Source organism: Nocardiopsis codii, assembly GCF_036327455.1.
GTDB lineage: Bacteria > Actinomycetota > Actinomycetes > Streptosporangiales > Streptosporangiaceae > Nocardiopsis > Nocardiopsis codii.
The window spans coordinates 1-21,727 of record NZ_JAUZMY010000008.1 but is presented as its reverse complement, the minus strand read 5'-3'; the positions used below and the strand labels follow the sequence as shown (position 1 = coordinate 21,727).

Below are 21,727 nucleotides of genomic sequence, written 5' to 3'. Positions count from 1 at the left end.
CGGTCGGACGGCTTTCACCGGCGCCGCTCCGCCTCCGGCACCGGCGACCGCTCACGGCGTCGACCCCGCGTCCGCCTGCGGACAGGGAACGGCCGATAGGGTCCTTTGCACAGGAAACGGACCTCTCCCCGTCCGGTCGGGGCACCCGGCCCGCAGGGCGGCCACGCGCACCCCGGGGACCGGAACGGCCCCCGGCGTGAGTCCTACGGCCCCTCCCCCATCCCCGTCCCCCTTTAGCGAGAAGAGTCGTGCTCCATGGCATGCGAAACCGTCAGGCGTGAGGCTCCTCGCGCCGGACAGCGATTCCCCCTCTGCTCCACGCCGAGACCACTGCCCACCCGGTCAGGAGCCTGTGGATGAGCCGACGAGTGCTGGTCACCGGAGGCGCTTCCGGCCTGGGCCGGGCCCTGGTCGTCGCCCTCGTCGCCCGAGGCGACCGGGTCCTCGCCACCGACGTGGCCGAACGGGCTCCCGAAGACCTGCCCGAGAAGGCGGACTACCTGCGGTTGGACGTGACCTCCGACGAGGACTGGGCGGCGGCCCTGGCCCAGGTCGAGGAGCGGTGGAACGGCCTGGACCTGTTGGTCAACAACGCGGGCGTGGCCTCGGGCGGGCGGATAGACGTGGTCACGCTGACGGAATGGAAGCGGATCACCGAGATCAACCTCCTCGGGGTGGTCCGCGGCTGCCACACCTTCGCTCCCCTGTTCAAGCGCCAGGGCTCGGGCCACATCGTGAACGTCGCCTCCATGGCCGGTCTGCTGCACCCGCCGCAGATGAGCTCCTACAACGCCGTCAAGGCCGCGGTCGTCGCGCTGAGCGAGACCCTCTCCCACGAACTGTCGCCCTATGGGGTGCGCACGTCGGTGGCCTGCCCCTCGTTCTTCCGCAGCGGCCTGGCCTCCTCCCTGCGCGGGAGCGACACGTCCGTGGAATCGGGTGCGGCGCGACTCATCAACGGATCGAGACTGGGCGCCGACGACATCGCCGCTCGGATCCTGCGCGGCGTGGCGCGAGGCCGCCCGCTGATCCTCACCGACTGGGAGGGCCACTTCGCGCTGCGCGCCAAACGACTGCTGCGTCCGCTCCACGACCATGTGATGCGTCGGCTCGCCGCGAGCGCGCGCCGCAAGAACGACGCCAGCCCCACCCCGGCGCTTCCCGACGTTCCAGGCCGGCACGGTGACACCGCGGTGAACGGTGAGCCCTCCTGAGTGCCGTGCGGCGGCCCGCGTCCTCACGCGAGAGCGCGTGGTCGGCGTCTCCGCCGTCGGCGCCCCGCTCCGTCAGCACCGCCGACGCCGTACAGGCCGTGGAGCCCGGACACACCCGCTCCCCCCGGCACATGTGACGAGGGCCGACCCCGACAGCGGATGCCACGGGAGCCGAAGGACCCCTGCTCCTCAGCACCTCGGCCGGGACCGGGCTCGGCACCCTTCGGCGCACGGGTCGGAACCGTCGGCGGGACCTGCTCCGAGGCGGCGCGCGATCTCCGGCCGGAGCAGTTCCTGCCATCGGGCGTTCCTCTCCCGCCACCGGGAGGCCGCAGAGGTCAGCGGCGCGGACTCACGCGGCCCGGGGCCGGGGCGCACTCACTCGCCGACAGCCGGATAGTAGTCATCATCCCGCGAAGAGGCCTCCTGCCGGTCGGAGACGTCGACCTCCACCCCCGCCTGCGCGAAGGCCGCCCGGACCCGCTCGGTGGACTCCTCCCCCAGGAAGTGGTGGTGCAGGTCCAGGCTCTCCAGGTGGGAGAACACCGGCACAGCGGCGAGGAGGTGCTCGACGTCGTCCTCGCGCAGGGTCCCCAGGGACAGGTCGGCGGAGGACAGGCGGGCCGTGATCGGGGCCTCGGCCAGGGCCCGCACCCACTCTCCGGTGTGGCGGGAGTTGCGCAGGCCCAGGTGTCGGAGCCCGGGCAGGACCGTCCCGGACAGCAGGGGCTCCAGGTCCCGGGGGGTGGCGTCGCCGCCGTAGTGGTCCACGCCCAGCCACAGTTCCAGGCGCTCCAGTGCGGGCAGCCCCGAGTCGAGCACCTGGCGCACCACCTGTCCGGGAAGGCCACCGCTCTGGAGGGTGAGGGAGCGCAGGGCGCTGTGCTCGGGCACGTGCAGGGAGAGCCTGTCGGCCCCCTCATAGGTCTCGCCGACCCCGCGCACGGTGAGCTCCTCCAGGCGGGGGTAGGCGGCCAACAGCGGTGCCATGTCGCAGTGCTGGATCCAGGAGATCTCGTTCTCCTCGAACGTGATGTCACCGAGGAAGAGCGAGCGCAGCGCGGGCAACGCCGCGGCGTGTCCGATCAGGGCGTCCCGGAGCTCGCGGGAGGAGGTGTCGCTGCCGTCCTCGAACCCCCAGTCACCGATCACCAGCGCCACCACCCGGGAGGTGTCCACCTCCTCGACGAACCTGGCCAGGTAGGGGACGAACTCCTCGTCGTAGCTGGAGAGCCGGAGCCCCCACGCCACCGAGCCGGGGTCGAGTTTGGCCTTGTCCATGCTCTCCCTGTGCGGGGTCGAGGCCGGGGCCTCCACCTCCTTCCTCCTCGCGCTGTAGGCGGCCTTCTGGAGGTAGTGGTCCTCCGCGCCCCGGTCGAGGAACTCGACCACGGGGAGCCCGGCGTACTCGGTGAGGTGTTCTCGGATCATGATGTCTCTTCCGTGCTGGCCGAGGGGTGTGCGACATGTCTAGCAGCGCGGAGGGACAGGCGGGGCCGGCAACGGGCGTGGGACCGGGGGGACCGAGCAGGACGCACCCGCCCCGGTGCGCGGTCCTGCTCGCCGGCGGAGGGGGCTCCCCTCGATGTCCAGGCACGTGGGCACGCCCCCGCAGATCCGGTCACGGGCGCAGCGCCTCCTCGGGGACGAACACCGCGTGGGAACGGCCGGGAAGCTCGCCCCCGGCCCGGTCGCCCCCGAAGCCAGGTCGGATGCCCGCGTAAACCCTTGTGTGGCAAGGGTTTCTCGTTTGCGGAGAGGGTTCGTGGGTGAGGAGAATGACCGATGGTCCCTGGATCATTCGCCGAGCCGGAAGGCGCTCATGACGAACTCCCCCCGCATCCCCCTGGACACGACCGTCCCCCACTCCGCGCGGGTGATGAACTACTGGTTGGGCGGCAAGGACCACTACCCGGTCGACCGAGCCCTGGGGGAACAGGTCGAACAGGCCTTTCCCGAGATCGTCGAGCTCATGCGCGCCGACCGCAGGTTCATCGTCCGCTCGGTCACCCACCTGGCCCGGGAAGAGGGCGTCCGGCAGTTCCTGGACATCGGCTCCGGCCTGCCCGCCGAGAACAACACGCACGAGGTCGCCCAGGCGGTCGCCCCCGAGTCCAGGGTCGTCTACGTCGACAACGACCCCATGGTGCTCACGCACGCCCGGGCGCTGCTGACCAGCACCCCGGAGGGCAGCACCCACTACATCGACGCCGACATGCTCGACCCGGAGACGCTGCTGGCCCGGGCCCGCGAGCACCTGGACTTCACCCAGCCGATCGGGCTGGTCATCATGGGCGCGCTCGGCCACTTCCCCGCCGACGAGCGGACCTACGCCGTGGCCCGCGCCTACGTGGACGCCCTGCCCTCAGGCAGCTTCCTCGCCCTGTGCGACAGCACCGACACCAGCCGGCAGATCGTGGAGGCGGCCGAGGCCTGGAACGAGAACGCGGCCCAGCCCATCCACCTGCGTACCCCGGAGCAGGTCAGCGCCTTCTTCGACGGCCTGGAGCTGTTGGAGCCCGGCGTGGTCTCCGTCCCGTTCTGGCGGCCCGGCACGGCCCGGGCGGGCGCTGCCGAGGAGGTCGCCCAGTACGGCGGCGTCGCCCGCAAGCCCTGAGCCCGAGCGCCCCCGACACACCACCGGAGAGTCGCCGGTCGCTCCACCTCCAGCCGCGTGGCAGGAGGTCCGTCCCCACCCCCGCGCGGCCCGGGGCACGGACCCCTCGGTGGGCGCGGCAGGGGGACCCGGTCCAGGCGGGATCACGGCGAAGCAGTTCGGGTAGGTGATCCGTCCACCACTCTGGTGTCGGTCATGGTTGCGTCGACCGGAAAAGGACCCGGGTCCCCCGGAACCACAGGGCAGCCTTCGCCAAACAAGTTGACTCATCATCTATCATCTGGATGATTCATCAACCAACCCTGGGAGCCGCGCCGTCAGGAAGCGCACGAGGCTCCGCCCGTGCGGACGCCTTCGGTCGTCATGACCGGCGCGGCAGGGGCCGACGGAACCACGGTCCGCTTCACGCCGGGAGCAACAGAGGCCCAGGGCGCCCGCCCGCAGCACCCGGACACGACCGCCCCCGCTCCCAGACGGCACAGACAAGGAAACGAGAACCGATGACCAGCCCGTCAACGACGAACTGGCCGAGCCTGCGGGTCTCGGACTGGACCCCCACCCGCGACACCCTGCACATGTGGACCCAGATCGTGGGCAAGATCCGCATGGCCCACGCTCCGCTGGTCAACCACTGGTGGCAGGTGACCCTCTACGTCAGCCCGCGCGGGTTGACGACGTCGTCCATCCCGTACCGCGCGGGGGCCTTCGAGATCGAGTTCGACTTCATCGGCCACCAGCTCGAGGTCCGCAGCAGTGACGGCGGTGTGCGGAGCCTCCCGCTGCGGCCGATGCCGGTCGCCGAGTTCTACACCCGGGTCCTGGACATGCTCGACCAACTCGGGATCGAGGCGCCGATCCGGCCGCACCCCAACGAGGTCGAGCCGGCGATCCCCTTCGCCGAGGACCACGAGCACGCCTCCTACGACGGCGAGGCGGCCGCCCTGTTCTGGCGTCAGCTGCTGCAGGCGAACCGGGTGATCGGCGAGTTCCGGTCGCACTTCGTCGGCAAGGTCAGTCCGGTGCACTTCTTCTGGGGAGGGATGGATCTCGCCTGCACCCGCTTCTCCGGGCGGCCGGCTCCGCAGCACCCTGGTGGAGCGCCCAACTGCGGGGACTGGGTCATGGTCGAGGGCTACTCCCGGGAACTGTCGAGCTGCGGATTCTGGCCCGGTGGCGGCGAGGAAGGCGCGTTCTACTCCTACGCCTACCCCGCACCCGACGGGTTCGCCGATCAGCCGGTCGGCCCCGAAGGCGCGTACTTCAGTACCGAGTTCCAGCAGTTCCTGCTGCCGTACGAGGCCGTCCGCACGGCGCCCGACCCCGACCGCGCAGTTGCCGAGTTCCTCCGCACCACCTACGAAGCCGCCGCGGACCTCGGGCACTGGGACCGCTCCGCGCTGGAGGACAACCCCCTCCGGTGGCACACAACCCCTGCGTCTCGCGGAAACGACGATGTGTGACCGGAAGGAACGGCCACACCCGACACCGCGTTCGCCACGACAGTTGATACAGCGACCACAGGGAGAAGGGTGCGATGCAGTTCGGGATCTTCACCGTCGGTGACATGACACAGGACCCCACCACCGGGCGGACGCCGACCGAGCACGAGCGGATCAAGGCGATGGTCACCATCGCACAGAAGGCCGAGGAAGTCGGGATGGACGTGTTCGCGACCGGCGAGCACCACAACCCGCCGTTCGTGCCCTCGTCCCCGACCACCATGCTCGGCTGGATCGCGGCGCGCACCGAGCGCATCATCCTGTCCACGTCCACCACCCTGATCACCACCAACGACCCGGTGAAGATCGCGGAGGACTACGCCATGCTCCAGCATCTGGCCGACGGACGCGTGGACCTGATGATGGGCCGCGGCAACACCGGCCCGGTCTACCCCTGGTTCGGCAAGGACATCCGCCAGGGCATCGACCTCGCCATCGAGAACTACGCCCTCGTGCACAAGCTCTGGCGCGAGGACGTCGTCGACTGGGAAGGCCGCTTCCGTACCCCCCTGCAGTCCTTCACCTCCACGCCCCGCCCACTCGACGGCGTCCCGCCGTTCGTCTGGCACGGCTCCATCCGCTCGCCGGAGATCGCCGAACAGGCGGCCTACTACGGAGACGGCTTCTTCGCCAACAACATCTTCTGGCCCAAGAAACACTTCCAGAAGCTGATCAACCTCTACCGCAGGCGCTACGCCCACTACGGCCATGGCACCCCCGAGCAGGCCGTCGTCGGCGTCGGCGGCCACATCTTCATGCGGCCCAATTCCCAGGACGCCGTACGGGAGTACCGCCCCTACTTCGACCACTCCCCCCTGATGGGCGGCGGACCGTCACTGGAGCAGTACATGGACGAGACCCCGCTGACCGTCGGCAGCCCCCAGCAGGTCATCGACAAGACGCTCACCTTCCGCGAGAACTTCGGCGACTACCAGCGCCAGCTGTTCAACGTCGACAGTGGCGGGCTCCCCCTGAAGACCGTGCTGGAGCAGCTCGACATCCTCGGCGAGGAGGTCGTGCCGGTCCTGAGAAGGGAATTCTCCGAGAACCGGCCGGACCACGTGCCCGAGGCGCCCACGCATGCCTCACTGCTCGCCGCTCGCAACGCCGAGAACACCTCCGCGGCAGCGACGGGCTGAGGCCCGATGACACACCGCGCGGCAGGTTCCCGTTCCGGCTGAGAGCCTGCCGCCGCCGTGTCCCGTGCCCGCGCACCGGAGGGAGGACCACGATGAGCGACCCGGAGGCCCCGGAGAGCCACGTGCGCACCGAGGGTTGACGGTCAGCCGGTGGTTCGCAGGGTCGCCCCTATCGCCTCCGGCGGTAACAGCGCCCGGTTCAACGACTGAGCAACCCCCGGGGCACTCACGCCGACCATGCACTACTCACCCCACCACACCATTCACGCAGAAGGATCTTTGCCATGCCCGAGCCGCAGACCGACAGAACCGGCGCTGCCGTCCACATCACGCTCGATGAAACGCGCACCATCGGCGCCTACACCGTGAGCACGGACGACGGCACCCCAGCCGGCCGCGCCGACTTCGTCGACCCGCCGGAGGCCGACGGCGAGCGCATCTTCTTCCACACCGAAGTCGCACCGGAGTTCAACGGCCGGGGCCTGGCCGGACTCCTGGTAGACGAAGCACTGGCCGACAGCATCCGTAAGAACATCACGGTCGTGCCCGTGTGCCCGCTGTTCGCCCGACGCCTGCGCGAACACGGTGACGCGTACACGGCCGACGGCGGCCGGTTCCGACGCCCCAGACCCGCGGACCTGGCCACCGTCGAGCTGGCGACCAAGGGGCGGGCATGAGAGCGGAACGCCCCTACATCGACAAGGAACACCCCGAGGTGTACAAGGCGGCCGTCAAGGCGGCCGCCGCCTCCAGGGCCGCGGCGCACGAGGCCGGCCTCGGCGACGACACCATCGAGCTGATCAATATCCGGGTGTCCCAGATCAACGGGTGCTCGACCTGTCTGAGCATCCACTTTCCCCGAGCCCGCAAGGCCGGGGTTGAGCAGAGCACGCTGGACGTGCTGCCGGCCTGGCGCGAGGTCGACTCGTTCACCGACCAGCAGAAGGCCGCACTGGAGCTGGCGGAGTCGTTGACGGTGATCGATCCGACCATCGACCGACAGGCCCTCAACGCTCGCGCGGCCGCCCATCTGACCACCGCCCAGATCTCCGCGGTGGAGTGGACGGCCACTCTCATCAACGCGTTCAACCGTGTCTCGATCGCCAGCGGCCACCCGGTGCTCAGACAGTAGGGGGAGGTGGTTCCTACCGCCGTGGCGGCCCACAGCTCCGGACCGGGCGCCACGGCGGCAGGACACCCGCCGCTTCGGACCGTGACGGTGGGCGAGTTCGTCCATGTGCGAGCAGGACACGACGGTCGCGACCAACGCCGGAAAGCACCGCCACGATGGTGCCGTACGGGACCGACGGAAGGGGTTCATTCCCGGCCCCCACCTCCGAGGCGACAGCGGCCGACGATCTCCCAGAGGTCCGACCGCGCGCCTCGAAGGCTTGCCATGACCCTCCTCCAGTCTCAGTTCTGGTATCAGTTCACCGGCGTTCGCTGAGGTGAACGGAAGCACGAACCCGCAGTGCAGAACCGCCATGAACGATGCGCGCCCGCTCTCTTGAGCGCGTGCGGTTCACTACTGGCCATGGCCCGATCCCGCCAACTCACCCGCGAGGACAACCCCCTCCCCCGTACACCGAAGATGACGGCGTCCCCCCGTGGCCGGCCCCGTTCCAGCCCGGCAACACGGGATGGCGGGGTTCGGGTTGAAAGGGCTCGGGAGTTGGAAGGTAGTGGTCGTGGTCCCTGACACCTCCCGGGAAAGGCTGAGCGATGTCTCCCCCGTACCCCTTGCCCGGCCAGTACCAGGCGTTGATCCTCGACTTCGTCGGCGTCCTCACAGAAGGAGTCCGCGAGACCATCCAGGGCTGGTGCCTCGACCAGGGACTCCACCACAGGGCATGGGGCACCACGCTGAGCCGGCACACCGAGGGGCGCCGCCTCTACCTCGAACTGGAAGCCGGGCGGCTCACACAGCAGGAGTGGAACAGGTCGACTGCCTCACTGCTCGGTATCGACGACCACGAGAACCTCATGGGACGGGCGTGGGCGAAGGTCCGGCCCGCCCAGGACATGATCGACCTGGCGCGCTCGGCACGCCGAGCCGGTCTGAAGACGGCGCTGTTGTCCAACAGCTTCGGCCTGGATCCCTACGACCCCTACAGGACACTGGGCGTGAACGACCTGTGCGACGTCACGGTGCTGTCCGAGGTGGAGGGCGTCGCGAAACCGGACCCGGAGATCTACCGGCGCACCCTTGAGCGGCTGGAAGTGCCGGGTGAGAGGTGTGTGTTCGTCGACGACAACCCCGACAACCTCCCCCCGGCGCAGGCGCTGGGGATCGTGACGGTGATCGCCGACGGTCGGCCGGACCTGGCCTCGCGCGTCGGTCGACTGCTGGGCGTCCCCACCAGGACCAGCGGTGATCGGGACGTCGCGCAGGGGTGAGGGGTGCGGAGCGGCCAGACGTGCCAGGTCGGGCGGTGGCCGCCCGCCGCGCCTGCGCACCCTGCCGCGCGGATACCGCCTCTGGCCGGTTGAGTCTCAAGCGGCTTGAGACCCGATAGTGGCGGTATGCACGACAACGAGCTCTACCCGATCGGGGACGCCGCGCGCCGCACCGGCCTGAGCGTCAGCGCCGTCCGGTTCTACTCCGACGCCGGGGTCATCTCCCCCACACACCTGACCGAGGCCGGCTACCGGCTCTACGACGTCCACGCCATCGCCCGGCTGGAACTCGTCCGGACCCTGCGTGAACTGGACGCCGGGCTGGAGGACATCCGCCGGGTGCTCGACGGCGAGACGACCCTGAACGACCTCCTCACCACCCACCTGGAGATCGTCGAGCGCCAGGAGCGCGGCCTGCGTGCGAAACGGGCGGTTCTGAGGACCCTGGTCAAACAGGGGGGGACCGCCGCCCAGGCGGCGCTCCTGCACAAACTCGTCTCCCTCTCCGACGAGGAGCGCGAACGGCTCGTCGACGACTTCTGGAACGAGGTCGGCGCGGACCTCGATGTGCCCCCCGAGTTCGTCGAACGGCTCCGGCAGCTGCGGCCGCACCTGCCGGAGGACCCCACCGCCGCGCAACTCGAAGCCTGGATCGAACTGGCCGACCTGGTCCAGGACCGGAAGTTCCGCGGCGCGGTCCACGCCTACCTCCAGGACACCTACACCACCTCGCCGGGCAGGCTCTTCGCCGCCACACCGGTCCAGGAGTTCATCTACGAGACGGGGATGTCGATCATGGAGGACATCATCGCCGTCTACCGTTCCGGTTCGCCCGCGGACTCCCCACGTGCCCAGGAGGCAGTCGTCCGTCTGGCCCAGGCCTCCGCCGCGCTCGGCGGCGATCAGGCCACCGCCGGGTTCCGGGACGGGTTGGCGTCGTACTTGACCGAAATGATCACGCTCATGGACGAGGAGGATCCGGTGGAGGACCCCTGGTTCGACAGCACGCACGGCAGGTACATGAGCCTGGTGGCGGTGATCAACGGGTCCCCGCCCGGTGGGGAAGCGGAGGATCCGGTGCCCTACCCGTGGATCGTGGCGGCCCTGCGCGCCTCGGTCCCCGGAGGCTGACACGCGACATCGTCCTGGCGGCGAGGACCCGGCGTGAGACCCGGCGGGAGGGGTCCGGCATGCGTCCCGGGTTCCCCTGACGCCTGCTCCGCGCAGGCGGACAAGGGAGCACCCGCTCCCCGTCGACGTCCTACCCGGTCGCCGGCGGGCCGGGCCCCTGTTCCCCCGGCGCTGCCGGCCCGGTCGGCTCCGGGCCGGCACCCACTTGACGCCCCCGGGCCCCGGTCAGGTCCCCCCTTGGCTGAGCGCCTGTGTTCCGATGACGGACAGCAGCTGCAGCTTCTCGTGGCTCTCGCTGCCGGGAACAGCGGTGTAGACGAGCAGCGAATGGGACTGGCCCGGGTCGAGCAGCCTCTGGCACGTCAGTTCCAGCGCGCCGAGCTCGGGGTGAACGAAGTGCTTCACCTCGTGGGGGCGAATGCCGACCTCGTGGTCGTTCCACACCTGCCGGAACTCGTCGCTCCGCGCGAGGAGCAGGTCGGCGTAGTGGGCCGCGCGGGAACCGGGACCTCTCAGCGTGGAGACCTCCCGGAGGCCCGAGGCGAACATACGGGTGAGGAACGGGTGCTCCTCGGGAGCGTAGCGCTGCCGCGTGGCGGGGTCGGTGAACCATCGGTAGCCGATGCTGCGGGCGGGGCCGCTGTAGACGGTCATGTCGCCGGTGAGCGCGACACCGAGCTCGGTCTGCCGCAGCGTCTCGCCCAGCTCGGTGACGATCTCCGCGGGAGTGTCGTGCAGCCGGTCGAAGATGCGGAGCAAGCCGGGGCTGATGTGCTCACTGACCGCGCCGCGCGTGGGCGGGTTGTGTCCGGCGAGCCGGAACAGGTGGTCGCGCTCGTCGAGGGACAGGTGGAGACCCTGCGAGATGGAGGCGATCATCTGCTCGGACGGCTGGGGGCCGCGCTCCCGTTCGAGCCGCGAGTAGTAGTCGGTCGACATGTGGCAGAGCGCAGCCACCTCCTCCCGCCGCAACCCGCTCGTCCTGCGGCGTCGTCCGCGCGGGAGGCCGACGTCCTCGGGTTGCAGCGCCTCCCGGCGGCGCCGGAGGAACTCCGCCAGTCCGGTCCTGTCGATCACCATGCGCGCCTCCTTCGGTGCTGCCTCATTTCTACTGCCCGCGCGTCCGCGCATCCACGGCCTACCGATCCCCCCTTGTCGACGCGGGACGATCCCGCGAGCCCAGGGCAGGGAGGCCAGGTGTCGTCCGGGCACTCCATCGCCCGAGGCGGGCCCGGTCGGAGCCCGACTCTCCGTATCAGGGGATCGAGCGGTCCTGGATAACGCTGCCGTCCTGCGCGACCGTGGAGGCAACGACACAGCTTCCAGGAGTGAACACATGCCACGCAGGCCCATCGACATCACCGTTCCCAACCTGTCCGGCAAGCGCACCGTCGTCACCGGAGCGAGCGACGGCATCGGGCTCGGCATTGCCACGAGGCTCGCCACGGCCGGGGCCGAGGTGGTCATGCCCGTCCGCAACCGGCGCAAGGGCGAGACCGCGATCGCCAAAATCAGGCAGGCGGTCCCCGACGCGGACGTGTCGCTGCGCGACCTCGACCTCTCCTCGCTCGACTCCGTCGCAGGCCTCGGCGAGACCCTGCGGGAGGAGGGCCGGCCGATCCACATCCTCATCAACAACGCCGGGGTCATGACTCCGCCCGACCGGCAGACGACCGCCGACGGGTTCGAGCTCCAGTTCGGCTCCAACCACCTCGGCCACTTCGCCCTCGTCGGCCACGTCCTGCCCCTCCTCAGGGCCGGGCGGGCACGTGTGACCTCGCAGGTCAGCGTCGCGGCGAACCAGGGCGCCATCCACTGGGACGATCTGAACTGGGAACGCTCCTACCACGGCATGAACGCCTACAGCCAGTCGAAGATCGCGTTCGGGCTCTTCGGCCTCGAACTCGACCGGCGCAGTCAGGAGGCAGGCTGGGGCATCACGAGCAACCTCTCCCATCCCGGCATCGCGCCGACCAGCCTGCTCGCCACCCGCCCCGAGCTCGGCCGCGACAGCGACACCGGCGGGCGGAAGCTCATCGGCGCCATGGCCGAACGGGGCGTCCTCGTCGGCACCGTCCAGAGCGCGGGGCTTCCCGCGGTGTACGCCGCCACGTCTCCCGACGCCGAGCACGGCAGGTTCTACGGGCCGCGCGGGCTCGGGCACATGGGCGGCCCGCCCGGGGAGCAGAAGCTCTACTCCCGCCTTCGCAGCACCGAGGACGCCCGGCGCATCTGGCGGGCCTCCGAGGAGCTCACGAAAGTTCCCTTCCCCACCAGTTGAGGCGCCCGACGCTTCCTCCCGGGGCACGGTTCCGGAAGCCCGTCACTCGGTTCCCGTCGGCGCGCTCACCGCTCGTGCGATACGGGGCCCGACACGTCGCTCGGCCACCTGGAGCGGGTACCAGCCCGCACCTGTCACCTCGGACTCCTGGATAGGTCCGATCTCGGCATGAGCCGTCGTGAACGCGAACCCGAAGTCGAGGTGGTAGTGGCTGGGCTCGCCCTTGTCCGCTCGTGCCGGGACCTGGCCGAACTCGACGTAGACAGGAATCCGGGACGTGGGAAGCACCGCGCCGGCGTCGATGCCGGTCTCCTCCGTCAACTCGCGCACGGCCGCGTCGACCAGCGTGGTGTCCGCCGGTTCGAGATGACCTCCGGGCTGTAACAGCAGCCCGTAGGCGCGGTGTTCGACCAGCAGGATCTCGGCCTCCTCGCGGACCAAGAGCGCACCGACGGTCACGTGCATCGGAAAGGTCCGTCGCGAGGCGAAGCCCCGGCCGTGGCGCAGCAACCGCGCCGCATCGGCAAGGACCGCGACGTCTTCGGGATATCGCTCGACATAGGCGTTCAGTGCGGTCGAGATGTGCGCGTCGGTGATCGCCACCAGCCACTCCCCACCAGTACGGGAACCACGCTCTCCAGGGCGGGCCGCTCAGGAGCAAAGTACAGGGAAGGACACGGGCCGACACCGGAATGCGGCTCATCGAAGGAAGTCACAGCCGGCAGAGGGGACCTGATCAGCGGACGTCGCACGCGGGCCGATGTGACGGTGGTCGGCTGAGCAGACGGAGCAGACCGCCGACCAGCACCCACCCGTGGCACCACCGCGGCTCGCGGGTCGGCACCTTGGTAGGGTGCGCGGGTCGACCGCCGGAGACTCACGGCGGCGCGCGAGGGAGGGGGCCGGGCGACGGTGGAGGCTTCAGAGGTCCGGCGGGCGGTGGCCACGGCCATGTCGATCGCCTCCTCACTCGACCTGAGAGTCGACGACGCGATCGTCCTGCACAACTCGAACAAGCTCACCGTGCGTCTGCTGCCCTGTGACGTCCTGGCCCGCGTGGCACCGGTGGCGCATCGGATCGCACAGTTCGAGGTCGATCTCGCCCGGCGGCTCGCCGGAGTCGGCTGTCCCGTGGCCGCTCTCGATCCCCGAGTGGAGCCGCGCGTCCATGGGCGTGACGGTTTCGAGGTCACGCTGTGGACCTACTACGCACCCGTCACACCTCGCGAGGTGGCACCGGCCGACTACGCCGATGCGCTCGAGCGGCTACATGTGGGCATGCGGAACCTCGATGTCCCGACACTGCACTTCACGGACCGGGTCGAGCAGGCTCGACAACTCGTGGCGGACCGGGATCGCACTCCGGCGCTCGCCGACGCCGACCGGAAGCTGCTCGGCGACACGTTGCAAGGACTGAGGCGGGTGATCGGCGGGCGCGGCGGCGCCGAGCAGCTGCTGCACGGCGAGCCACACCCGGGCAACCTGCTCACCACGGCGGACGGGCTGCTGTTCATCGACCTGGAGACGTGCTGCCGCGGGCCCGTCGAGTTCGACCTCGCCCATGCACCCGAAGAGGTCGGCGAGCACTATCCGGGTGTCGATCACGACCTGCTGCGCGAGTGCCGGATCCTCGTGTTGGCGATGATCACGGCGTGGCGCTGGGATCGGGAAGACCAGTTCCCCGACGGGCGCCGGATGGGCACGGAGTGGCTCGGACGGATCCGAGCAGCACTCGACCGCCACGGCGTGGACCTCCATGGCTGAGCGCGGACCTTCGACGTCGTAGCGGGTCGGCTGTCGACGCATCCACCGCGGTCCCGTCCTCCGCCGACCCCTGCACCGCTCCAGCCGAAGCCAGGCCATGAGGCGAGAGCGCTGAGGCGGGAGCGCCCCGGGGCAGCGAAGTAGTCGTGCACGCGGCGGCTCCGTCTCGGGCCCCGGTTGACTCCGCGTCAAGAACCAGCGACTCCCGATCATGGAGATTGCCGGGACGCCGGGCCAGAATCCCAGAAGAGGAACGCGTCGTCGGCACGACCGACGCGAGCGGTCGGACGTCAGCGCGCTCCCCCCATCGATCGAATCGAAGAAAGCGCGTGTGCCATACCCGAGGAAAAGGCTGCCCTGAACCCAGTTCTCCCAAGACGGACATTTCCTCCGCAAGTTCTGTCCGCGCACGATTCCCAGATTCACATCGAAAGCGTTCCCAATCCCCCTAATGAACGGAAATCTTATGCCCGTGTCCTTCTCAACCGTCGGCCGCCTGGCCCTGACGGCCCTTGCCTCCTTGGCTCTGCTCGCCACCACAGCCACTGCGACAGCGGCCGACACCACCGCCTCGGAACGCGTTCGGACCGAGACGCCTGTCAGCGCAATGCACGTCTACGACGGCGCGGACCCCCAGGCCACCGGATGCAGCGCCAACTCCACCACCGTGAGCCAGGCCACCCGCAACGGCATGACCTTCCAACTGCGCTGGTCCTCCTCGTGCCAGACCAACTGGGTGCGCATCCTCAACTATCCGGGAAACGTCCCCGTTTCCCAGCGCGACGGCTTGTGGATGGACGTGAGGGACATGGACCGCCCCCACGGGGAGGCCTTCACCGGTTCCACCAACGTCTCGGGAACCCGCTGGGGAAACATGGTCTACTCCCCCGGCAACAACTGCGCCTGGGGCATGTTCAACTACTCGAACGTGTTCTTCGACCCGAACTACGGCCACTACGACCTGATCCTGCGGAGCAGCTCCTGCTGAGTCGACCGCATCGGCCGCTCCGGTCCGGTACGCACGCTCCTCGCGTGGGCGCGTTCCCGCGCCCACGCGAGGAGCACCGCCAATCCCGGGCACCGTTTTCCTCCGCAGCAAACATGCTTCCAGGTCGATATTCATCCGACCGCGCACATAGGACGCCACCCCCGTGACACCTACATCCAGCTGGGGCCACCTTCTTCGACACCGCAGAGCTCTACGGTCCGGGCGCAGGCTCCGGCGAGAAGCTGATCCGGCCACGCGGCGCGCACCCACCGTCCAGGACGCGGGCCCACCGCACCCCGGGGCCACGGGCGCGTGGGCCGAACGCGCCCACAGGTCCGACGGTGTCCTAGGCTCGACCGGGTGAGCGACACCGACCCCGACACCGCAGCGGAACGGCAGTTCTACGCGAGCCTTCCGACCACCCGTGGCGCGGCGGGCGCACTCATCCGCTCCCCCGACGGGCAGGTCCTGCTGGTGGAGCGCACCTACAAGCCCGACGAGCCCTGGGGCATCCCCGGCGGCATCATCGAACACGGCGAGTCCCCCCTGGCCGCGTGCCGCCGTGAGCTCGCCGAGGAACTCGGTGTCCGGGCCACCGTGACGCACCTGGCCGCCGTCGACTGGGTCCCGCCCTCCGGCGAGCGCACAGCGGCCCTCCAGTGGCTGTTCACCGCCCGTCTGCCCGAGGACGCCGAGCTGCGCCTGCCCCCCGACGAACTGTCGGACTGGGCGTGGGTGGCACCCGAACGCCTCGGCGACCTGCTGCCCGCCCGCGTGGCCCGCCGCGCCACCGCGGCCCTGGCCGCCCAGGCGGCGGGCACCACCGTCTACCTCGAACACGGACGCCACACCCTGGAGGGGAACCGGTGACGGCGCCGAACACCGGGCGGACCACCGCGGTGGCCGCGGCGTTCACCGCCGTCGCGGAGCGCCGGGCCGTCGGCGGGTACGCGCCCGTCCACGCGGCCGTGGCGGCCGCTTGAGCCACCGATCCCCCAGCCGCACCCGCGGACCCCGGACGTACACGCGAGGCCGTCGTGAAGATCACCGCGCCCTCGCCCCGCACGCCCTGACCCGGTCAGGCCCCCGCGCCGCGAACGGACACACCCGACAGGAGAACCCATGGGGTCGATGATGCGGCGCCCGACGATCATGGACATCGCCAGGGCGGCCGGTGTCTCCAAAGGCGCGGTGTCCTACGCCCTCAACGGCCGCCCCGGCGTCTCCGAACAGACCCGCGAGCGCATCCTGGCGACCGCCCGCGACTTCGGCTGGTCGCCCAGCGGCCCGGCGCGCGCCCTGTCCTCGGGCGGCAGGACCGCCACGGTCGGGCTGGTCACGCGTCGGCCGGGGCTCCTGTGGGGCAGCCACTCCTCCTTCATGCTCCTGGTCGAGGGGATCCAGCACACGCTTGCCTCCACCGGGATGGACATGATCGTGCGCTCCGATCCCGACGGACGGGGCGAGCCCCGCAGACGCTGGGAGGCCCAGGGCCGTGTCGACGGTGTGATCCTGGGCGAGGAGCGCGTGGGCCGGTCCCCCGAGGCGCGGCCCGCCGTATCCACCGTGGTCCTGGGAGCCGCACCGGACAACGACGGCACGCTCTCCCTCCCGGTCGATGACCGCGCCACGGTGAACGAGGTCATGCACTACCTCGTCGCCCTGGGGCACCGAAACCTGGCCCACGTGGCGGGCCCCGCCGACCTCGCTCACGCACGGGCGCGGGCCAGGGCTTTCGAGGAGGTGGCCCGCGACCTCGGCTGCCGTACCGCGGTCGTGCACATCGATGACGGCGGGGAGCAGAGTGCGCGCGCCACACGTCGCCTCCTGGCCTCGGCCGAGCGCCCGACGGCTCTGGTGTACGACAACGACGTGATGGCGGCGGGCGGGCTCGCGGTGGCCGCGGAGATGGGTGTGGCGGTCCCCTCCGAGCTGTCCATCGTGGCGTGGGACGACTCGCACCTGTGCCAGCTGGTGAAACCCGGCCTGACAGCGGTCCGCCGCGACATCGTCGGATACGGCCGCCGTGCGGCTGCCCTGCTCGTCGGCGCCGTCGGGGGAGCACCGGTGGTCGAGGAGATGCTCTCCGGCGGAGAGCTGGTGCCCAGGGCGAGCAGCGGGCCACTCTGCCCTCCCCGCTGAGGGCCCCGGCCGGCACGGCGACGCCTCGCCGCCAGGCGCCGTCCCGCGCCCCCGTGCTCCCCTGGTGCGAGGGCGGTCCCGACGCGATCGTCCGAACCGCCCGAACCGGACCGGCGTGCCCCGGAGCGCAGCGGGAAGCCTCAGGCGGGGACGGGCCGCACCAGGACGTCGTAGGTCTCCGTGATCCGTTCCAGGTCCGCCCCGAGTCCTCGCGCCCACGCGTCCAACCCCTCCTGGACCGTCCGCCCGTCCCGGTCGTCGTCGACCAGAGCTTCGAGCTCCACGAACACCCCGGCTCCCCGCACGTCGTCGACGCACACCCCGATCGTGCCGGACCTCCCCGTCCGACGGCTCTTGACGATCCGCACGCTCGGGACGTAGCCCAGTGAGGTCAGGACACCGTGCATCCCCTCCCGGTCGGCGACGGCCGTCTCGTGCTCCACACACTCCATCGCGTTCGCCAACGGGGTCTTGGTCGTCACGGTGTGCGCCCCGTTCTCGGTGCGCAGTCGGGCGAAGGTGAAACCGCGCTTGCCCTGGCCGGGATCCCAGCCCGGGGGCGCATAGGCCAGGTCGTCCTGGTGGACCGGCTCGCCCATGGTCACCCCGGCCTCCCGGAGCGCGGCCAGGACCGCCCCCAGGTCGCGAACCCGGTACTTCGCCTCGATCTCCCGCATCGTTGGCCTTCCCTCTCCTCACGGCGCCGACGGGAGGAGCGTAGTGAAGGACGTCGCCCACGTCCGGGGTTCAGCGCATCCCGCGCCGGTACGAGAGGGAATGTCCCTTCCAGGGCGGCGGACGCCACCGGCCGGCTCGGGCGTCCCTCCGCTCGCGGGGGCCCGCCACCTGGTCGGGCCCTCCGGGGCACGGACTCGGGAACCCTGTTGCGCTCAGCCCTTCAGGCCGAAGAAGTGCACCGGCGAGTTCGGCCTGAAGCCGATGCGGGGGTACACGGGAGCCCCCGCCTCGGTCGCGTGCAGGGTGGCGCGGGTCAGACCGGTGGCCCGCCCGCCCTCGTGCAGTGCCTTGCGCGTGACCGCCTCCCCGTAGCCCCTGCGCTGCCACTCCGGGTCCGTGGCGACGAGCGCGACGAAGAGACGGCCCTCCGCCTCCACCGCCCCGGCGCACGTCACGGGGACGCCGTCGCGCAGGCCGAGGTAGGCGTGCACCCCCTGTTTCCACAACGCGGACCCGAGGATTCCGTCGCGACCGTCCTCCAGCGGGAAACCGTAGGCGCGCGAGTTGAGGTCCGCGTACGCGCGGACCTGCTCGTCGGTGGTCACACGCACGAATTCCAGATCGGGGTGGGACGGATCGGCGACGGGGAGGAGATCTCCCGCCATGCCGGTGCCGGAGAAGGCGTACTCCAGGCCGGCCCTCTCCGCGGTCGCCCGCACCCCCGCCCGCACGTCCTCCCCGAGGAGGTCCTCGAAGAGCCACAGGAACCCGGGGTGGGTCTTGGAACGCATGATGTCCGCCGCCCTGGTCAGGCGGTCCTCGACGAGCACCGCGTCCGCGTCGACGTCGGTCAGGGTGACGCAGTTCCAGAACGCGAACCGGCAGTCGGCCCAGCGGACGGCGATGCCGGGGAGGTCCCGGACATCGGCGTTCGCGTCGCGGTCGAGCACCATGGTGCGCCAGGCCGCGGCGAGCTGCTCCATCGATTCGATCGACTCCGTGCGATCCGTCATCAGAACCCTTCGAGCGGTGGGACTGGGAGGGAGCCCGTCCGGCGGCGTGGCACCGCACCCCGCCCGACCGTCCGGACAGGGGGTGCCGCCCCGGGCCCGTGGGCGCGTGCGAGCCCCGACGCCACGATCGCCGACCGGCCACGGGTTACCGGCCGGTTGTCCCGATTCGTGACCTGGAAGGGGCGGGCGGCCCGGCCGGAGGCGCCGCGCGTGATCGGACCCGGGGGCGTCACCGCGGACACGGGAGTTTCGGGGATGACGCGCGGGTCCGGACGGGATCCACGGAAGGGGCGCGCCGTGCCCCGCAGGGGTGAGTGGGGGCGCGCCGACCGTACGGCCGACGCGCCCCCGAGCCTCCATCATCCTCGGCGCGGAACCGGATGCGGTTCAGAACATCTCGCCTCGGCTACGCAAAGGCTCGTTCGTGCCTCCCCCGGACCCGCTGGGGAAGGAGATCGCGGTGCCGGGTCCCACCCCGGCCCCCGGGGGGAGAAACGCGACGTCGAACCGGCCTGAGCCGTCACCGGCGGCCCAGGACAACTGCGCCTGGTGACCGGACTCCTCCGCCAGTCGGCACAGCGCCTCAGGGTCGACCGCGCCCTCTCCCCCACCGGTGGGAACGGGACGCTCCACGAGCAGGCCCGTACCGGTGACCTGCGTTTCCGCGGGTGCCTCTCCCGAGAGGGCGAGGTCCCGCAACCGCACGTCGGCCTCGACCCTCGCGTTCGGGACGCCCGTGACCCCGAACGGTTCCCCGGGGCCGCCGGCCAGCCGTCCGGCGAGCCCGTCGAGGGTGAGGGAACCGTCGGCCCAGTCCGTCCATGCGGGGATCGGCAGCGGCTCGGTCTCCGACTCCACGTGCAGGAACGCCTCGTAACGGAACTTCACCATCTCGTTGGCGAAGCGGCCGCGTTTGGGCAGGACCCGTACGTGGTCGACCCGGTCCCACCTGTCGGCCAGATCCGTGAAGAAGGCCGGGTCGATGACGAGTTCCGGTTCCTCCCCCACCCGCCGCCGGATCCTGCGTGCGAGCTCCCCGACGGTTCCCGCACCCTGATACGCCTGGACGGAGGCGTGGAACGCGCTCAGCAGGCCGCGATGGCGTACATCACCCACGACGACCACTCCGCCGGGGGCGAGGACCCGAACGGCCTGCTCCAGGACGTGCTCCAGGTAGGAACGGTCGGGAAAGTACTGCACCACCGAGTTCAGGACGACGACGTCGAACGCGCCGTCTCCGAACGAGGTGAAGTCGGAGGCCTCACGCTGGAGGAGGCGCACCCTGTCCGCCCACGGCTGCCCCGCGAGTGACTTCCCGAGCTGATCGAGCACGACGGGCGAGAAGTCCGTGGCGACGTAGGAGACAGCGTCCGGTGCCAGCCTGAACAGCAACAGGCCGGTACCGCAGCCCAACTCCAGGACCCTGGCCTTCGGTACAACCGCCGAACGAACGCGCGCAGCCGTCTCCTCGACCCACTCGACCATCTGTTCCTGTGGGATCGGTCCCCCGCTGTAGCTGCTCCCCCACCCGGAGAAGTTCACGTCGGCCGGGTAGTCGTTTCCGGTCTTCCCGTAGGAGCCGTCGAAGAGGAGCTGCCACTCCTCCAGGTGCTCACGGGCAACGTCGTCGATGATGGCCTGACTCCTTTGCGACCTTCCGAGGGCGGATCCGAACGTGAAACGCATACCGTGTCGCGCACCCGGGGCGTCTCAGAGCTTCTCCCACACGGTGACGTGGGCGTTGAAGTAGTCGTACTCGCGGGGGTTCTGTCGCAGGACGGCGGGCTGGTCCGACTCGTGCACCATCGTGAACCCCCCGCTCATACGCGTCTTGAGGTCGTCCTCGCTGGTGATCTCGTCCCTCGCCGACCCGAACCACTCCTCCGGGCGGCTGTAGTCCGGGTACCAGGACCAGGGGCAGGCGATGAGCAGCAGTCCGCCGCGGCGCAGGGGGCCGTCGTCCGCCTCGAACTGACGCAGGCACTCCCCCGGGTGGGCGACCCGGTCCAGCACGTTGGACAGGATCACCGCGTCGAACTGCTCCTCGTAGTGCAGGTCGCAGGCGTCGCCGACCTCGAACCCCACCTCCGGACCCGACTCCGGGCCGCTGACGCGAACGGAGACGTACCGGGAGTAGGGCCCCTGCTGGACCACGCCGAAGGTGCCGCCCTCGTTCTGCGTGAGCGTGGTCGCCACGTCGATGGAACGCGCACTGGCGTCCACACCGCACACCAGGGTGTCGACCCAACGGCTCAGCGCGTGCGCGACGCCGCCCACGCTGCACCCCACGTCGAGGGCTCGGGAAACCGTCACCCCCTTGTCCAGGGCAACGCTCTGGAGAATGCGGGAAATACGTTCGGGATAGCCGTGGGCGAACGCGAGCGGATGGTGGGGCGACTCGAAGACGTCCTCAGGAGATCCGTAGTGCATCAGAAGATACTTCGAGAGGTCCCGGGACGTCTCGTAGTGGTCCTCGGCGATCTCGTTGAGAAAGAGTTCATCGCCCTTGATGAGAACTGGGGGATTCTTCAAGGCACACTCCTTGAATTGCGTGGGGAGCAAAGGGGGAAAACGAATTCGAGCGACCTGCGTTGCTTGCGGGGGATCCAGTCGGCTTTCCCGAGCGAATCACGGGAAAAGGCCGGACAAGTCTCAGCGCCTTCTCTTCAAGAGGCTCGGCCGCGCGGTGGGTGTGGTGGTGGGTGTGGTGGTGTCGAGGCTGGTCAGTAGGCCTGCGACGGTGGGGTTTTCGAAGAGGGTGCGGACTCTGGTGTGTAGGCCCAGGGTGGTGTGGATGCGTGCGATGAGTTGGGTGGCCAGGAGGGAGTGGCCGCCCAGGGTGAAGAAGTCGTCGTTGATGCCGA

At 70.3% G+C, this 21,727-nt stretch carries 21 protein-coding genes; 13 read left to right on the top strand and 8 right to left on the bottom strand.

The window, feature by feature from the left end; translation table 11 throughout:
- Nucleotides 1–356: 356 nt before the first annotated feature.
- A complete protein-coding gene (locus tag Q8791_RS10010) occupies nucleotides 357–1,214 on the top strand; it encodes an SDR family NAD(P)-dependent oxidoreductase (protein WP_330091354.1) in 858 nt (285 codons plus the stop codon).
- A gap of 378 nt (nucleotides 1,215–1,592) precedes the next feature.
- Here Q8791_RS10010 and Q8791_RS10005 read toward each other — a convergent pair whose 3' ends face one another.
- The gene (locus tag Q8791_RS10005) at nucleotides 1,593–2,645 is read right to left on the bottom strand and encodes an STM4015 family protein (protein WP_330091353.1); all 1,053 of its coding nucleotides are present in this window, start codon (nucleotides 2,643–2,645) and stop codon (nucleotides 1,593–1,595) included.
- A gap of 391 nt (nucleotides 2,646–3,036) precedes the next feature.
- On the opposite strand from Q8791_RS10005, the gene Q8791_RS10000 reads away from it, so the two are divergent.
- The 7 genes from Q8791_RS10000 to Q8791_RS09970 all read left to right on the top strand — a co-directional run bounded on the left by Q8791_RS10000 (nucleotide 3,037) and on the right by Q8791_RS09970 (nucleotide 9,997).
- Entirely contained in the window at nucleotides 3,037–3,831 is a 795-nt protein-coding gene (locus Q8791_RS10000) for an SAM-dependent methyltransferase (protein ID WP_330091352.1), read from the top strand.
- 500 nt (nucleotides 3,832–4,331) lie between these two features.
- On the top strand, nucleotides 4,332–5,291 hold the full coding sequence (locus Q8791_RS09995) for a DUF5996 family protein (RefSeq protein ID WP_330091351.1): 960 nt from the start codon (nucleotides 4,332–4,334) through the stop codon (nucleotides 5,289–5,291).
- A gap of 74 nt (nucleotides 5,292–5,365) precedes the next feature.
- Nucleotides 5,366–6,469: an LLM class flavin-dependent oxidoreductase gene (locus tag Q8791_RS09990; RefSeq protein WP_330091350.1), complete on the top strand. Its 1,104-nt coding sequence runs from the start codon at nucleotides 5,366–5,368 to the stop codon at nucleotides 6,467–6,469.
- Between the two features lie 284 nt (nucleotides 6,470–6,753).
- A complete protein-coding gene (locus Q8791_RS09985; RefSeq protein ID WP_330091349.1) occupies nucleotides 6,754–7,146 on the top strand; it encodes a GNAT family N-acetyltransferase in 393 nt (130 codons plus the stop codon).
- Nucleotides 7,143–7,601, top strand: coding sequence for a carboxymuconolactone decarboxylase family protein (locus tag Q8791_RS09980; RefSeq protein WP_330091348.1), 459 nt, complete (start codon nucleotides 7,143–7,145; stop codon nucleotides 7,599–7,601). Before Q8791_RS09985 ends, Q8791_RS09980 begins: the two co-directional genes overlap by 4 nt.
- Before the next feature lie 590 nt (nucleotides 7,602–8,191).
- Nucleotides 8,192–8,866 carry an HAD family hydrolase gene (locus tag Q8791_RS09975; protein ID WP_330091347.1) on the top strand — a complete coding sequence of 225 codons (675 nt, stop codon included), beginning with the start codon at nucleotides 8,192–8,194 and terminating at the stop codon, nucleotides 8,864–8,866.
- Between the two features lie 126 nt (nucleotides 8,867–8,992).
- Nucleotides 8,993–9,997 carry a MerR family transcriptional regulator gene (locus tag Q8791_RS09970; RefSeq protein ID WP_330091346.1) on the top strand — a complete coding sequence of 335 codons (1,005 nt, stop codon included), beginning with the start codon at nucleotides 8,993–8,995 and terminating at the stop codon, nucleotides 9,995–9,997.
- 225 nt (nucleotides 9,998–10,222) lie between these two features.
- Here the strand turns inward: Q8791_RS09970 and Q8791_RS09965 are convergent, their stop codons facing one another.
- The gene (locus tag Q8791_RS09965; RefSeq protein ID WP_330091533.1) at nucleotides 10,223–11,074 is read right to left on the bottom strand and encodes a helix-turn-helix transcriptional regulator; all 852 of its coding nucleotides are present in this window, start codon (nucleotides 11,072–11,074) and stop codon (nucleotides 10,223–10,225) included.
- A 259-nt stretch (nucleotides 11,075–11,333) separates the two neighbouring features.
- On the opposite strand from Q8791_RS09965, the gene Q8791_RS09960 reads away from it, so the two are divergent.
- Nucleotides 11,334–12,278 (top strand): SDR family oxidoreductase, encoded by a 945-nt coding sequence (locus Q8791_RS09960; protein WP_330091345.1) that lies wholly within the window; start codon nucleotides 11,334–11,336, stop codon nucleotides 12,276–12,278.
- 42 nt (nucleotides 12,279–12,320) lie between these two features.
- Here the strand turns inward: Q8791_RS09960 and Q8791_RS09955 are convergent, their stop codons facing one another.
- Complete coding sequence (locus Q8791_RS09955) at nucleotides 12,321–12,881, bottom strand: NUDIX hydrolase (protein ID WP_330091344.1); 561 nt, start codon at nucleotides 12,879–12,881, stop codon at nucleotides 12,321–12,323.
- A 348-nt stretch (nucleotides 12,882–13,229) separates the two neighbouring features.
- Between Q8791_RS09955 and Q8791_RS09950 the strand changes: the two genes are divergently transcribed.
- From Q8791_RS09950 to Q8791_RS09935, 4 genes are all read left to right on the top strand, one after another.
- Entirely contained in the window at nucleotides 13,230–14,042 is an 813-nt protein-coding gene (locus Q8791_RS09950) for a phosphotransferase (RefSeq protein ID WP_330091343.1), read from the top strand.
- Nucleotides 14,043–14,514: 472 nt separating this feature from the next.
- Nucleotides 14,515–15,030 (top strand): DUF2690 domain-containing protein, encoded by a 516-nt coding sequence (locus tag Q8791_RS09945; RefSeq protein WP_330091342.1) that lies wholly within the window; start codon nucleotides 14,515–14,517, stop codon nucleotides 15,028–15,030.
- Nucleotides 15,031–15,390: 360 nt separating this feature from the next.
- Nucleotides 15,391–15,900 (top strand): NUDIX hydrolase, encoded by a 510-nt coding sequence (locus tag Q8791_RS09940; protein ID WP_330091341.1) that lies wholly within the window; start codon nucleotides 15,391–15,393, stop codon nucleotides 15,898–15,900.
- Between the two features lie 264 nt (nucleotides 15,901–16,164).
- Nucleotides 16,165–17,172, top strand: coding sequence for a LacI family DNA-binding transcriptional regulator (locus Q8791_RS09935; RefSeq protein ID WP_330091532.1), 1,008 nt, complete (start codon nucleotides 16,165–16,167; stop codon nucleotides 17,170–17,172).
- Between the two features lie 140 nt (nucleotides 17,173–17,312).
- Here the strand turns inward: Q8791_RS09935 and Q8791_RS09930 are convergent, their stop codons facing one another.
- The 5 genes from Q8791_RS09930 to Q8791_RS09910 form a co-directional block, all read right to left on the bottom strand.
- Nucleotides 17,313–17,849 carry a class IV adenylate cyclase gene (locus Q8791_RS09930; protein WP_330091340.1) on the bottom strand — a complete coding sequence of 179 codons (537 nt, stop codon included), beginning with the start codon at nucleotides 17,847–17,849 and terminating at the stop codon, nucleotides 17,313–17,315.
- Between the two features lie 213 nt (nucleotides 17,850–18,062).
- On the bottom strand, nucleotides 18,063–18,863 hold the full coding sequence (locus Q8791_RS09925; protein ID WP_330091339.1) for a GNAT family N-acetyltransferase: 801 nt from the start codon (nucleotides 18,861–18,863) through the stop codon (nucleotides 18,063–18,065).
- Nucleotides 18,864–19,250: 387 nt separating this feature from the next.
- The gene (locus tag Q8791_RS09920; protein WP_330091338.1) at nucleotides 19,251–20,549 is read right to left on the bottom strand and encodes a class I SAM-dependent methyltransferase; all 1,299 of its coding nucleotides are present in this window, start codon (nucleotides 20,547–20,549) and stop codon (nucleotides 19,251–19,253) included.
- Between the two features lie 24 nt (nucleotides 20,550–20,573).
- Nucleotides 20,574–21,395 (bottom strand): methyltransferase domain-containing protein, encoded by an 822-nt coding sequence (locus Q8791_RS09915; RefSeq protein ID WP_330091337.1) that lies wholly within the window; start codon nucleotides 21,393–21,395, stop codon nucleotides 20,574–20,576.
- 120 nt (nucleotides 21,396–21,515) lie between these two features.
- The coding region (locus Q8791_RS09910; RefSeq protein WP_330091336.1) for a phosphopantetheine-binding protein at nucleotides 21,516–21,727 on the bottom strand (212 nt) is incomplete at its 5' end.

Bases quoted from the DNA above. Each gene is read 5' to 3' on its own strand.
- Q8791_RS10010 (WP_330091354.1), top strand. From the start codon at position 357: ATGAGCCGACGAGTGCTGGTCACCGGAGGCGCTTCCGGCCTGGGCCGG.
- Q8791_RS10005 (WP_330091353.1), bottom strand. From the start codon at position 2,645: ATGATCCGAGAACACCTCACCGAGTACGCCGGGCTCCCCGTGGTCGAG.
- Q8791_RS10000 (WP_330091352.1), top strand. From the start codon at position 3,037: ATGACGAACTCCCCCCGCATCCCCCTGGACACGACCGTCCCCCACTCC.
- Q8791_RS09995 (WP_330091351.1), top strand. From the start codon at position 4,332: ATGACCAGCCCGTCAACGACGAACTGGCCGAGCCTGCGGGTCTCGGAC.
- Q8791_RS09990 (WP_330091350.1), top strand. From the start codon at position 5,366: ATGCAGTTCGGGATCTTCACCGTCGGTGACATGACACAGGACCCCACC.
- Q8791_RS09985 (WP_330091349.1), top strand. From the start codon at position 6,754: ATGCCCGAGCCGCAGACCGACAGAACCGGCGCTGCCGTCCACATCACG.
- Q8791_RS09980 (WP_330091348.1), top strand. From the start codon at position 7,143: ATGAGAGCGGAACGCCCCTACATCGACAAGGAACACCCCGAGGTGTAC.
- Q8791_RS09975 (WP_330091347.1), top strand. From the start codon at position 8,192: ATGTCTCCCCCGTACCCCTTGCCCGGCCAGTACCAGGCGTTGATCCTC.
- Q8791_RS09970 (WP_330091346.1), top strand. From the start codon at position 8,993: ATGCACGACAACGAGCTCTACCCGATCGGGGACGCCGCGCGCCGCACC.
- Q8791_RS09960 (WP_330091345.1), top strand. From the start codon at position 11,334: ATGCCACGCAGGCCCATCGACATCACCGTTCCCAACCTGTCCGGCAAG.
- Q8791_RS09950 (WP_330091343.1), top strand. From the start codon at position 13,230: ATGTCGATCGCCTCCTCACTCGACCTGAGAGTCGACGACGCGATCGTC.
- Q8791_RS09935 (WP_330091532.1), top strand. From the start codon at position 16,165: ATGCGGCGCCCGACGATCATGGACATCGCCAGGGCGGCCGGTGTCTCC.
- Q8791_RS09930 (WP_330091340.1), bottom strand. From the start codon at position 17,849: ATGCGGGAGATCGAGGCGAAGTACCGGGTTCGCGACCTGGGGGCGGTC.
- Q8791_RS09925 (WP_330091339.1), bottom strand. From the start codon at position 18,863: ATGACGGATCGCACGGAGTCGATCGAATCGATGGAGCAGCTCGCCGCG.
- Q8791_RS09920 (WP_330091338.1), bottom strand. From the start codon at position 20,549: ATGCGTTTCACGTTCGGATCCGCCCTCGGAAGGTCGCAAAGGAGTCAG.